We start from the raw sequence: 11,886 nt of genomic DNA, 5'->3' as shown, positions 1-11,886 counted from the left end.
TCTGCACAAAGTGCTGAAGTCAGGGGCTGGCCAAGCAAGCCCCGACAATTGCAGCACGGACTGCAGCAGTCCTGTCGTTTGGCGCAGGGCTAAGCCAAACAGATTCTTGAGCGTCAAGCAAAACTGGATGGCAGCATCCGAGAACTTCAGGCTACGCCCGCGTTTGCCGCAGGCAGCTGCAAACCAGCACATGCGTTTGTCCAGCCATACCGTCAATGAACCTCGTGCTTTAAGCGAGGCGTTGTATTGCTTCCAGTTGATGGTGCGGTAGCGGGGCTTGCTGGCCTGGCTCATGCCTTGAGCCTAGAGCTTTCGACACGCCGATTTCTGCAACAACGCCCATCTATTGAAATCAGAGAGCACTTCAGATTTTAATCCACCATTTTTTCAGGAGAAATTAAATATCATTAAAATTTAAGTCCATTATTTCCATAAATGAAATATTAAATGCATTTGCATCTAAAAAGTTTAAAGGGTTAAGTCCTTCGGAAGACATTTGGAGTAGATAAAGTCCTGGAATAAAGTTAATTATTAAAAATATAATGGTGATTGTTATTTTTAGTTTATTTTTTTTACAATTCTTGAAAAATTCTACAAGAAGTAGTATTGGAAATCCAAAACCTATCATGCCTAACCTTATTGGAATTGTTGGAAGTGGAGATGTTGAAAAAATTACTAAATATTCTTTAAGGGTTAATAATTTGGTAAATCTTTCATTTGATTTTGAAAGGTAATTTGATGCTATTGTTATTATTAAATTTGATAATAATATAAGAAGAGTTGGAAAGGTTAATGGAGATGAATTGAGGTTTTGATGAGAATGAGTTCGGCTTTCTATGTACGTAAGTAAGAAGTCCATGCAGAGAAACACGAGAGGGGTGATAAATATAATTAAAAAGATTTTATGCTTTCTGCGGATTTCTTTTGACTTTAAAAATATGAATATGTAATAGATTAATATGTTTATGAGGGAGCTAATGTGGAAAAATAAGGAAATTGCAAATAGGATGTTTTTGAAAGAAGTTTTTTTATTAAGAGCTACGTAGAAAATTAGAACTGAAATTACCTGTCTAATATACCATGATGAGGTTAGCATGCAGGTAATGCTTAATGAGCTTATGTAAAATAAAGCAACTTTATATCTATATTCTATTGGTTTGAGGCAGTGTAAAAGTAATGAGAAAATAAATAAATATGTAAAAAACCTTAGAGCGTATGTGTTGAAATCAGTTATATTTCCGATTATAAACATAAACACAGGGTAAAAAAATTCAGCACCTCCTCCAAAATTTGGGTTGAAAATTGCAGGAAGGCCTAGTTCTTTTATTAGTAAATAGTATTCTGTATAGAAGATCCAATCTTCAAAAGGAGTTATGGTGCTGTAAAAGAAAGCGACAAATATAAGTGCTATCGGGGATAATATCCTATTGAAAAAATCTTTGTATAAGAAGCTTAGAGTAAGTAAAAGAGATAATGAAATAAAAGGTCTAAATAAGAATGCCGTTACCAGAGAAAGCGTTAGTAAAAGAGTAAGAAGCGCTTGCTTTATAGATTGATTAAGAAATTTTCCAGATTGCATCTTTTGAGTACATTAGTCCATTCAAAATATTCTCGAGAGATTGTTTTTTTGTTTTTTACTCTAATTTCTTCTATTATGTTTTCGTTATTTATATTTATTAGATTAATTTTTGTTTTTTCTTCAAATTGGTTAATCCATTTATATTTGTTAGTTAAGCAATTTATTCCGGTGGCTAAATATTCAAGAGTTTTAGTGCTTGTTTGTTCATTGTATGGATATATGTCTGGTGTGTAGTTTAGACCGCAATGAGATTTTGCATAATATTGAGGTATCTCATTTCTTTTTATCTTCCCAGTGCAGTAAATGTTTTTTTTGTTTTTTAATTGTTTGTAAGTGTTATTTTCTATTTTTCCGATTAAACAGATGGATAATCCTAAATTGGATAGTTCGTTAATTTTTTCGATAAGTCCTTTTCTGTTTTGAAAGCTTCCGCAGTAAACTATGTCGAATTCTTTTTTTTGTGGTGGTTGTTCAAAGAAAATATCATCAACACCCATATCTCTGTAAATGTAATTTATATTGTCCTTGAAATTTAAATGGCTTTTTACAAAACTGTTTAAAAAAATTCTGCCATCTGGTTTGCAATTTATTTTTGATTTAATGAAGTCTTTATATCTTGCTAGCGGCGGTGTAGATAGGCTTTGGTATTCATGTACCTCAATTGGTGATGTTTTCTTGGTTTTCATTCCAAGGAAAAAAATATTAATATCATTGTTGACTGAAAAATCTTCGGGTGGGGCGAGTTCAATTTTGTGGCCAAGACTGCTTAAGTATTTTTCATATGCAAAGGCTTCAGGGGTGTAAGATTTTTCATTGATGGTGATTCCTATTTTCATTTTATGATTTCAGGATTTCGAATAGTTTATGTGACTGTTTTCTTGAGTCAAAATGTTGAAGGCAAAAAGAACGACTTTTTGAGCCCATTGATATTATGGATTTTTTATTTTCTATATAAAAAATAATTTTTTCAACTAGCTCTTTATGGTTGGGAGAGCTGATTTTAAATCCATTTTCGTTTGATATAACTGTCTCCCTGCACCCTGGCACATCTGTAGTAATCACTGCTCTCCCACATGCCATAGCTTCTTGCGCGCTACAGGGTACTCCTTCCCGGTAAGAAGGCAAGACAAAAACACTGGACTTTTGAATCCAATCTTGCACATTGTCAACATGGCCGGGGTGGATGATGGTATTGGCTTGCTTGTAGTGGTCCAGATCGCTTTGAGAGAGGCTGCTAGGATTGTCTTTGTCAATAGTGCCTAAGACGATAAATTCAACTTCAGGATGCTGTTTTTTGACAAATTCTGCAGCTTTAAGAAATTCAAAAATCCCTTTTTCAGCCAGCAAGCGGCCAATAAACAAGAAGCGTATGGGATCGAGTGAGGGTGGGGTTGGCTTGAATTTTTCTAGGTCAACGCCAATGCCACCTAGAATTTTTACGTCTTTGACTTTAATTTTGTGCTTTTCAAGCAGGTCAACGGGGTCATCAGGATTAAGGAAAATAATCCTATCCAAAAATCTGAAAGATATTTTGTACAAGAAAATCTGTACTGTTCTGACCAGTTTTTTCTTGAAGCTTTCTTTTTTGGGAGGGGGTTCGGGGGTAAAGGCGTAGCCCAAGCCTTCCAGCATTCCTACAATGCGAGGAACCTTTGCGAGCTTGGCTGCAAGTGTTCCAAAAATAACTGGTTTTGAAAAGTAAGAGAAAACAATATCAGGATTTATTTGGATTATTTTTTTTCTTAAATTGAAAGTATCTTTAATATCTTGAAATGGATTAAGACCGCCACGATTTAAATCGTAATCAACAGGTACTGCTCCTAAAGATATTATTTTTTCTCTTGTGAGTTCATTATAATCAGTTGCAAAAACATGAGTTTCGTATCCTTTGCTAACTAAGAGTTCAATAAAGGTTTTTCTAAAATTCAATGTGCTTTGAGCTACAGTGCCAATTAAGCATATTTTCATTTTTTGGGAATCCATCGAAAAAATGCCAGCTTGCTATAGAACGCCAGATAGCAGAAAAGGCTTATTAAAAAAGAAACTGCAGTGAGTAATTTGCTTTGATAGGTAAATACCGCCAAGGTACAAGGAATAGCTGCGTATATCCACAGAAATGGCGATGTCATACCGTTCTGGGTTATCTTGGAAGACTCTGGGAGTAGCTTCTTCACCCAACGGCGGTTAGCTAGCATGTGCAAGTGAACGCCGTCTGGCTGGCTAGGGTGGTACCCATCACGCAGGGATTTACGAATAAAGCTAAATGCTACTTCCAGGATGGGGTAAGAACAAATCAGCAGGCTTGTCCATGGTGAAACAGATGCATTGCGCTCTGGCAAAAGCACGGCAATCCAGGCCAAAGTAAAACCAAGAAAATAAGCACCACCGTCCCCCAAGAAAATTTTTCCTCTGGGCCAGTTCACCAAAAAGAATCCCGCCACAGCGCCAGCAACAATTAAGCAGGTGAATGCCAACGGAATATCACCAGCTTGCCGGGAAATGATTCCAAAAGCTGCCAGGATGATTAATGCTACTCCGGCGGTTAAACCATTAAATCCATCAATAATATTGATTGCATTGGCAACGCCACCTACAGCAAAAGCTGTGAAGATAACGGAAATAACCGTGAATCCTAAAAGCCAGTCCAAGCCTGGTATGTCTACGTGTGTCACCGAGACCCCAGTAATTCCCCAGCCTAATACGCCAGAGGCCATGGTGGCTAAGAGCCGTGTTTTGACCGAGACTTTTTTGGTGACGTCCTCCAGCAAGCCGAAAAGAAAGGCAGGCATTCCTGCGAGAAGAATCCCGCTAAGGATGGCTCTCTTTTCTGCTGCAGCAATTCCGTGACTTGAAGCTGCATAGCCTGCAAAAACACCTGCAGCAATAGCAATTCCTGCAATTCTGGGTGTTGGGGCAGTGTGAAATTTCTGGAGTCCTTCGGTCGTGTCCATGGTAAGTGCGCCATGCCACTTTTTAGTACCAACCAAAAACAAGCAGACTAGAAAAGACGTGAGTGCGGCAATAAAGGCATCAAACCGAAATAGCTCAATTGGAGTAAAAGAGGTCAGAGACATGCGTTAGGTATGTGGGAGTAGCTGCTCGGAGGGCGGAAGCCTGCGGCACAATGTCGTTGTATTTGACATCATTGTCCCATGTGACAACTTTAGATTTGTAACTATGACCACCACCACCCAGATCGCCCCCCGCGACAAAGCCGAAATCCTCGCTCAGGCGTTGCCCTACATCCGCAAGTTCCATGGCAAGACCATGGTCATCAAATATGGCGGTAACGCCATGACGGATCCTGCCCTGCAGGCCGACTTTGCGGAAGATGTGGTGCTGCTCAAGCTTGTGGGTATCAACCCTGTGGTGGTTCATGGTGGTGGGCCTCAGATTGAAGCTGCGCTGGGGCGTCTGGGCAAGAAGGGCGAGTTCATTCAGGGCATGCGTGTCACGGATGAAGAGACCATGGAAGTGGTGGAGTGGGTGCTTGCTGGCGAAGTGCAGCAGGACATCGTGGGCTTGATTCACCAAGCCGGCGGCAAGGCTGTGGGGCTGACGGGGCGTGATGGGGGCTTGATCCGTGCCAAGAAGCTCAAGATGCTGGATAACAAGGACCCGAACATTGAGCACGACGTGGGGCAGGTTGGCGATATCGTGGCCATTGATCCCAGCGTGGTGAAGGCGCTGCAGGAAGATGCATTCATTCCTGTAATCAGCCCCATTGGCTTTGGTGAGGAAAACGAGAGCTACAACATCAATGCCGACGTGGTGGCAAGCAAGCTGGCCACTGTGTTGCAAGCTGAAAAACTGGTGCTTTTGACCAACACTCCCGGTGTCCTGGACAAAGCTGGTCAGCTTTTGACGGATCTGACCGCGCGCGAAATCGACGGTTTGTTTGCGGATGGCACCATCTCTGGCGGTATGTTGCCTAAGATCGCTGGTGCGCTGGATGCGGCCAAGGCCGGTGTGAATGCCGTGCATATCATTGATGGCCGCGTGCCGCATTCCATGCTGCTGGAAATTTTGACCGACCAGGCCTATGGCACGATGATTCGCAGCCATTGATAGGCTGTCCGGCCCTGACAGCGGCACTCTTTTGCAGAGTGACTTTTCGCAGAAGGCGTTAACATCGCCGCAGGGCTTTTCCGGGCGGAGTTGCGCTCAAGACTCCGCCGCAAGCCGCCTTCTGGGCGGCTTTTGTTTTTGAGCAAGGTAGGACTTTATGCGTTTGCTTCTGGTGGAAGATGATGTGATGGTGGCCAGCGGTATCAAGCTGGGTCTTTCCGATGCCGGTTATGCGGTGGACTGGGTGGGCAGTGCGGAGCGTGCGCTCGAAGTGCTGGCTCAGGAAGCATTTGATGTGGCGGTGATCGATATCGGCCTGCCGGGCATCAATGGCCTGGAGCTGACTCGCCGCCTGCGCAGCAGCGATGTGGAAAGCAAGGCCATGCCGGTGCTGATTCTGACGGCGCGCGATGCGCTGCAGGACCGTGTGCAAGGGCTGGACTGGGGGGCGGATGACTACATGGTCAAGCCTTTTGAGCTGCCAGAGTTGCTGGCGCGTCTGCGTGCCTTGATGCGGCGCTCGCAAGCCGCGACTTCGGCGGTATTGAACTTTGGCTGCATTGAGCTGGATACGGCCGGTCGCCGAGCCGGTGCGCGCCAGCTGCCGCAGCAAGGCGAAGCGGAAGGCAAGTTGCTGCCTATTGATCTGGGGCCGCGTGAATGGACGGTGCTGGAGTATCTGCTGCTCAATGCGCCCAAACCCGCCAGCAAGGAAAAGCTGCTGCAGGCACTGACCGGATGGGATCGTGAAATCACTCCCAATGCGGTGGAAGTTTATGTGTCCCGACTGCGCAGCAAACTGGAGCCTCATGGTGTGGCATTGCGCTCGATTCGTGGATTTGGTTATCGACTTGAGTTGATGCCGGAAGCTCAGTGATTTTCAAAACTGATAGCTGCTTGCGCTTTATTTATATGATTTTCAGCTATTCATATAGAAGAATCTCTTATTAGGCGTGCGGAGTAAGCTATAAAAATAGAGTTCACTCTATTGATTAAGTAAATATTAATGACCGCGAATCTGCGCTTTCGCCTGCTGGTTTTGCTTTTGGTGCCGTTGATGCTTTTGGCGGCAATGGGAGGCTGGTTTAGCTATAGCGCCGCGGACGAGGCCTCCACCCAGCACGACCAGCGTTTGTTGCGCCTGCTGCCTGCACTGGCCGACTCGGTGCTTGCTCCTTCCATTGCCGATGGCACGCCTCCGCTGGTGTCGCTGACTCCCAGCGTCGAAGAGTTTTTGCGCAATCAGGGCGATGAAGCCGGGTATGCCATTGGCGACCTGCAGGGCAATGTGGTGGCTGGCGATGCCTGGATCAACTTTGACGTGCCGGCGACCGGAACGGCCGAGTTCCACAGCCAGGAGCATGACGGGGTGACTTATCGCGTTGCCGTACTCAAGACTGAAACCTATGGCGCTGGCGAGATGGTGGTCATGCTGGCCGACAGTTCGGACGTGCGCCAGCAATGGGTGCGTCAGCTGCTCATGCATGTCTTGCTGCCCAATCTTTTGCTGATCGCCGGTGCGGCGGTGGCGATCTACTGGTCGGTGAGCCGGGCCTTCAAGCCGCTGCACAAGCTGACCCAGGCGGTGGAGCGCCGCTCGCCGCGCGATCTCAGCCCGATTGATGAGCAGACCTCGCCGGCTGAAGTGCGTCCGCTGGTGCGCTCGCTCAATCGACTGTTCTCCTTAGTCAATGCGCAGGCCGAAGGTCAGCGCCGCTTTGTGGCCGATGCGGCCCATCAGCTGCGCACGCCGCTGGCTGCCTTGCAGACTCAAGTGGAGGCTTGGGCTTTGAGCGGTCAGGAAGCCCGCCGGCTTGCCAAGCGCACAGGGGAGCCGGCTCAGGTGGTATTGACCGTGGAGCAGATTGAGCATCTGCGCGATGCCACAAGGCGAACGTCTCAGCTGGCACGCCAGCTACTGGCATTGTCGCGCGCGGATGCACGCAATGCCGAGGTTCAGCCATTGCAGGAAGTGGATCTCAAAGAGCTTTGCGAGAGCATGTTGGAGAACTTCATCGACCGTGCTTCCAGCAAGGAGCTGGATTTTGGGCTGGAGGTAGAGCCGGCTTCCGTGTGGGGTCACAGCTGGTTGCTGCGTGAACTGGTCTCCAATTTGGTGGAGAACGCGATCAAGTACACGCCGGGCCACGGCAGCGTCACGCTGCGCTGCGGCTTGCGTCCCCAGCCTTTGGGCACAGAGGATGCCAGCTTGTTGCAAATGCCTGGAGTGCAGCAATGGGCCTTTATTGAAGTGGACGATGACGGCCCTGGTGTTCCGCCTGAGGAGCGTAGCCAGATTACCCAGCGCTTTTATCGGGCGCAGGGAGTTGTGGAAGAAGGCACGGGCTTGGGGTTGGCCATTGCAGATGAAATAACGCAATTACACCAAGGTGTATTGAGTTTTACAGAGGGAAGTTTTGGCCGCGGCTTATTAGTCCGGCTGGAAATACCGGTTCAATCCGTTTCAGAAGGCAGCCATGGTGTATCTGAAGCGCGCAAGGCCTGATTTCTCGGTTACGCTCGTGCGTTGGTGAGAGCGGAGGTTAAAAGTTCAGGACGGAGACTGCAAACTCAGCAGTATTAAGCAGAGTTTGGCGTGCCTGGCACCTGCCGATAAGGATAGTCGTGTGCTTAACAGTGCAACTGGCTGTGAGAAAATTGCTAATAAATACTGAGTCGCCTATGTCTGAGTCTGAAGTCCTGTCGCCTGTTTCCAATATTGAAAATCCTGCGGAGGACAGCTCTGTCACTCCAGCCATGGCGCCAGCGCGCAAGCGGCCCAAGCCCGGTGAGCGTCGCGAGCAAATCCTGCAAGCCTTGGCATCTATGCTGGAGAAGCCCGGTGCAGATCGCATCACCACAGCGGCTTTGGCTGCACACCTGAGCGTGAGCGAAGCCGCTCTGTACCGCCACTTCGCCAGCAAGGCGCAGATGTTCGAAGGACTGATCGAATTCATTGAGCAGTCGGTTTTCACACTGGTGCAGCAGATTGTGGGCCGCGATGTGCCCGATGCCCCGCACGATCCCATCGAAGGCGTGCGCAACGCCAACCGCGTGATTGCGCTGCTGCTGCAGTTTGGCGAGAAGAATCCCGGCATGGTGCGAGTGATGGTGGGCGACGCCATCGTGTTTGAACACGAGCGCCTGCAAACGCGCATGAACCAGTTCTTTGACCGTATTGAGTCCACACTGCGTCAGTGCCTGCGCCCTGCAGCTGGAGCCATGGGCTCGGCGGCCCCTACGGCAGAAGCTTCGGTGGCTGCCAGCGTGCTGACCTCGTTTGCCTTGGGCCGTCTGCAGCGCTATGCCCGCTCGGGCTTTCGCCGCCTGCCGACCGAGCATCTGGATGCCAGCTTGGCCATGATGGTGGTGGCATAAGCCATTGCATTGAAATCACGCTGATCTGAAAAACGCCGCAGTCTTGCGACTGGCGGCGTTTTTTCATGAGGTGATGAGCCTACGAGCCCAGTGTTTACCCTTGAAGGAGCACCATTCAAGCTGAAACTGTGCAAAATAGAACGAACGTTCGTTTTATTGAGATTTTCATGGTTTCGTCTGCTGCTTCTCGCTCCTCAACCTCTTCTGCTGTACGCGATGCTGTGCGAGCAGGAGGCCGCCCCGCGCAGCGGGGTCAGACGGGAGTGCGCCAAGACTCGGCAAAGGGCGTTGCCAAGTCTCGCAAGCCACAAGAGGCTGCGCAAGCTGCGGTTAGCCCCAGTGCTGTGGCTCTGTCCAAGCCGCTGGGCCGCACGCTGGCAAAAGGTCAGCAAACCAAGGCCACGATTGTGGAGGCTGCTCTCAATTTGGCTACTCACATTGGTTTGGAAGGTCTGTCCATCGGAGCGATTGCCGAGCTCACGGGCATGAGCAAATCGGGCGTGTTTGCCCATTTCGGCTCGCGTGAGGAGCTGCAAATCTCCGTCGTTCACGAATACCACGATCGCTTCGAGCAGGAAGTCTTTTATCCAGCACTGGATGCGCCACGCGGTATTCCGCGTCTGCGCGAGCTGTTTGGCAACTGGATGAAGCGCACCTCCATGGAGATTGACTCCGGCTGCATCTATATCAGCGGGGCGGTGGAGTTTGATGACCGCACTGGCCCGGTGCGCGATGCGCTGGCCGAATCTGTCAGCACCTGGCTGGCAGCCATGCGCCGCACCATAGAGCAGAGTCAGGAGTGCGGCGACCTGCGTGCCGATGCTGACCCCAGCCAGCTGCTGTTCGAGATTCACGGCCTGATCCTGGCCCTGCACTACGAGGCGCGCTTTTTGCACAGCGAAGGCTCGATAGAGCGCGCCCATGCTGGCTTCAACAATATTCTGGCGCGCTACGCCAGTGCGCCGCCTGCTGCCTGACAAAGCACAAGGCACAAGGCAAGCGTTAGAGATATTCATCACTTCGATCAACGCAACCATCACAGGAGACGACCCATGCCCAGCTACAACCCGCCACTGCGTGATATGCAATTCCTCATGCACGAGGTCTTCAAGGTTACCGAGACCTATCAGCAGATTCCCAAGTATGCGGAGGTCGATGCGGACACTATCAATGCGGTGATCGAAGAGGCGGGGAAATTTGCAGCCAATGTCGCGTTTCCTTTGAATATCTCCGGCGATGAAGAGGGCTGCACGCTGAACAAGGAGACCCACGAGGTCACCACGCCCAAGGGCTTCAAGCAAGCCTATGCGCAGTTTGTCGAAGGCGGCTGGCCCGCTCTGTCCTGCGATCCCGAATATGGTGGTCAAGGTCTGCCGTTTGTATTGAACTCAGCGCTGTATGAAATGCTCAACAGCGCCAACCAGGCCTGGACCATGTACCCCGGCCTGTCTCATGGTGCCTATGAGGCCCTGCATGCCTATGGCACGCCCGAGCAGAAAAAGATCTATCTGGGCAAGCTGACCAGCGGCGAGTGGACCGGCACCATGTGCCTGACCGAGCCCCATTGCGGCACCGACCTGGGCCTGCTGCGCACCAAGGCCGAACCTCAGGCCGATGGCACGTACAAGATCACCGGCAACAAGATCTTCATCTCGGCCGGCGAGCATGACTTCACCAGCAACATCGTGCATCTGGTGCTGGCGCGTCTGCCCGATGCGCCCGTCGGTTCCAAGGGCATTAGCCTGTTCGTCGTGCCCAAGTTCAAGGTCAATGCCGATGGAACGCTTGGCGAGCGCAACCCTATCTTCTGCGGTGCGCTGGAGCACAAGATGGGCATTCACGGCAATGCCACGGCCCAGATCAATATCGATGGCGCCATCGGTACCCTGGTGGGTGAGCCCAACAAAGGTCTGCAGGCCATGTTCGTGATGATGAACGCGGCCCGCCTGGGCGTGGGCAACCAGTCACTGGGGCTGACCGAAGTGGCCTACCAGAATGCGCTGGCCTATGCCAAGGACAGACTGCAGATGCGCAGCCTGTCGGGCGTGAAGGCCAAGGACCAACCGGCCGACCCCATCATCGTTCACCCCGATGTGCGCCGCATGCTGCTCACGGCCAAGGCCTATGCCGAAGGCGGCCGCGCGTTGTCCACCTTCTGCGGCCTGCTGCTGGACAAGGAGCTACACCACCCTGATGAGAAGGTGCGCAAGGACAGCGGCGAGCTGGTGGCATTGCTGACGCCCATCGTCAAGGCCTTCATCACCGACAACGGCTGGACGGCGACGACGCTGAGCCAGCAGGTTTTTGGCGGCCACGGTTTCATCAAGGAATGGGGCATGGAGCAGTTTGTGCGCGATGCGCGCATCAACATGATCTATGAAGGCACGAACGGCATCCAGGCGCTGGATCTGCTGGGCCGCAAGGTCCTGGGCAACCAGGGCGCGACGCTCAAGAAATTCGGCAAGCTGATTGCTCAGCTGGTGGAGGAAGAGGGCGTCAACGAGAAGATGAGCGAGTTCATCACGCCCATTGCCATGCTGGGCGAGCAGATGACCAAGTTCACCACCGAGATCGGCTTCAAGGGCATGCAAAACCCCGACGAGGTGGGCGCAGCCGCCGTGGACTATCTGCGCGTGGCCGGCCACCTCGTCTTTGGCTACCTGTTTGCCCGCATGGCCCAGGTGGCGCTGCGTGAAATAGACGCGGGCAACGCCGATGCCTTCTATCAGGGCAAGCTGCAGACCGCGCGCTTTTACTTTGCCAAGCTGTTCCCCGAGACGCTGACGCTGATGCGCACCGCGCGTGCCGGTAGCCAGTCCCTGATGGACAGCGACGCGGCCCTGGCCTGATGCTGCGCAGGC

At 50.4% G+C, this 11,886-nt stretch carries 11 protein-coding genes; 6 read left to right on the top strand and 5 right to left on the bottom strand.

Annotation, left to right across the window (positions count from 1 at the left end; translation table 11 throughout):
- The 5 genes from AC2I9W_RS07095 to AC2I9W_RS07075 form a co-directional block, all read right to left on the bottom strand.
- On the bottom strand, nucleotides 1-294 hold a 294-nt coding region (locus AC2I9W_RS07095), incomplete at its 3' end, for a transposase (protein ID WP_486409295.1).
- 103 nt (nucleotides 295-397) lie between these two features.
- Complete coding sequence (locus AC2I9W_RS07090; RefSeq protein WP_486409294.1) at nucleotides 398-1,579, bottom strand: EpsG family protein; 1,182 nt, start codon at nucleotides 1,577-1,579, stop codon at nucleotides 398-400.
- The gene (locus tag AC2I9W_RS07085) at nucleotides 1,546-2,415 is read right to left on the bottom strand and encodes a glycosyltransferase family protein (protein ID WP_486409293.1); all 870 of its coding nucleotides are present in this window, start codon (nucleotides 2,413-2,415) and stop codon (nucleotides 1,546-1,548) included. The genes AC2I9W_RS07090 and AC2I9W_RS07085 overlap by 34 nt, the downstream gene beginning before the upstream one ends.
- Before the next feature lies 1 nt (nucleotide 2,416).
- Nucleotides 2,417-3,562: a glycosyltransferase family 4 protein gene (locus AC2I9W_RS07080; protein ID WP_486409292.1), complete on the bottom strand. Its 1,146-nt coding sequence runs from the start codon at nucleotides 3,560-3,562 to the stop codon at nucleotides 2,417-2,419.
- Nucleotides 3,544-4,653: an MraY family glycosyltransferase gene (locus AC2I9W_RS07075; protein WP_486409291.1), complete on the bottom strand. Its 1,110-nt coding sequence runs from the start codon at nucleotides 4,651-4,653 to the stop codon at nucleotides 3,544-3,546. Before AC2I9W_RS07075 ends, AC2I9W_RS07080 begins: the two co-directional genes overlap by 19 nt.
- A gap of 103 nt (nucleotides 4,654-4,756) precedes the next feature.
- Between AC2I9W_RS07075 and argB the strand changes: the two genes are divergently transcribed.
- The 6 genes from argB to AC2I9W_RS07045 all read left to right on the top strand — a co-directional run bounded on the left by argB (nucleotide 4,757) and on the right by AC2I9W_RS07045 (nucleotide 11,874).
- Nucleotides 4,757-5,647 carry an acetylglutamate kinase gene (gene argB / locus AC2I9W_RS07070; protein WP_486409290.1) on the top strand — a complete coding sequence of 297 codons (891 nt, stop codon included), beginning with the start codon at nucleotides 4,757-4,759 and terminating at the stop codon, nucleotides 5,645-5,647.
- 157 nt (nucleotides 5,648-5,804) lie between these two features.
- Nucleotides 5,805-6,524, top strand: a complete 720-nt coding sequence (locus AC2I9W_RS07065; protein WP_486409289.1) for a response regulator transcription factor — start codon at nucleotides 5,805-5,807, stop codon at nucleotides 6,522-6,524.
- A gap of 129 nt (nucleotides 6,525-6,653) precedes the next feature.
- Nucleotides 6,654-8,153 carry an ATP-binding protein gene (locus AC2I9W_RS07060; RefSeq protein WP_486409288.1) on the top strand — a complete coding sequence of 500 codons (1,500 nt, stop codon included), beginning with the start codon at nucleotides 6,654-6,656 and terminating at the stop codon, nucleotides 8,151-8,153.
- A gap of 176 nt (nucleotides 8,154-8,329) precedes the next feature.
- Complete coding sequence (slmA, locus tag AC2I9W_RS07055; protein ID WP_158393714.1) at nucleotides 8,330-9,025, top strand: nucleoid occlusion factor SlmA; 696 nt, start codon at nucleotides 8,330-8,332, stop codon at nucleotides 9,023-9,025.
- A gap of 167 nt (nucleotides 9,026-9,192) precedes the next feature.
- On the top strand, nucleotides 9,193-10,002 hold the full coding sequence (locus tag AC2I9W_RS07050; RefSeq protein ID WP_486409287.1) for a TetR/AcrR family transcriptional regulator: 810 nt from the start codon (nucleotides 9,193-9,195) through the stop codon (nucleotides 10,000-10,002).
- Nucleotides 10,003-10,077: 75 nt separating this feature from the next.
- Entirely contained in the window at nucleotides 10,078-11,874 is a 1,797-nt protein-coding gene (locus tag AC2I9W_RS07045; protein ID WP_486409286.1) for an acyl-CoA dehydrogenase C-terminal domain-containing protein, read from the top strand.
- Nucleotides 11,875-11,886: the final 12 nt, after the last annotated feature.

The sequence above is a fragment of the Comamonas sp. FUJ_7 genome (assembly GCF_057369555.1).
This window is presented reverse-complemented; position numbering and strand designations above follow the sequence as displayed.

Bases quoted from the DNA above. Each gene is read 5' to 3' on its own strand.
- AC2I9W_RS07060 (WP_486409288.1), top strand. From the start codon at position 6,654: ATGACCGCGAATCTGCGCTTTCGCCTGCTGGTTTTGCTTTTGGTGCCG.
- argB (WP_486409290.1), top strand. From the start codon at position 4,757: ATGACCACCACCACCCAGATCGCCCCCCGCGACAAAGCCGAAATCCTC.
- AC2I9W_RS07065 (WP_486409289.1), top strand. From the start codon at position 5,805: ATGCGTTTGCTTCTGGTGGAAGATGATGTGATGGTGGCCAGCGGTATC.
- AC2I9W_RS07045 (WP_486409286.1), top strand. From the start codon at position 10,078: ATGCCCAGCTACAACCCGCCACTGCGTGATATGCAATTCCTCATGCAC.
- AC2I9W_RS07050 (WP_486409287.1), top strand. From the start codon at position 9,193: ATGGTTTCGTCTGCTGCTTCTCGCTCCTCAACCTCTTCTGCTGTACGC.
- AC2I9W_RS07085 (WP_486409293.1), bottom strand. From the start codon at position 2,415: ATGAAAATAGGAATCACCATCAATGAAAAATCTTACACCCCTGAAGCC.
- slmA (WP_158393714.1), top strand. From the start codon at position 8,330: ATGTCTGAGTCTGAAGTCCTGTCGCCTGTTTCCAATATTGAAAATCCT.
- AC2I9W_RS07080 (WP_486409292.1), bottom strand. From the start codon at position 3,562: ATGGATTCCCAAAAAATGAAAATATGCTTAATTGGCACTGTAGCTCAA.
- AC2I9W_RS07075 (WP_486409291.1), bottom strand. From the start codon at position 4,653: ATGTCTCTGACCTCTTTTACTCCAATTGAGCTATTTCGGTTTGATGCC.
- AC2I9W_RS07090 (WP_486409294.1), bottom strand. From the start codon at position 1,579: ATGCAATCTGGAAAATTTCTTAATCAATCTATAAAGCAAGCGCTTCTT.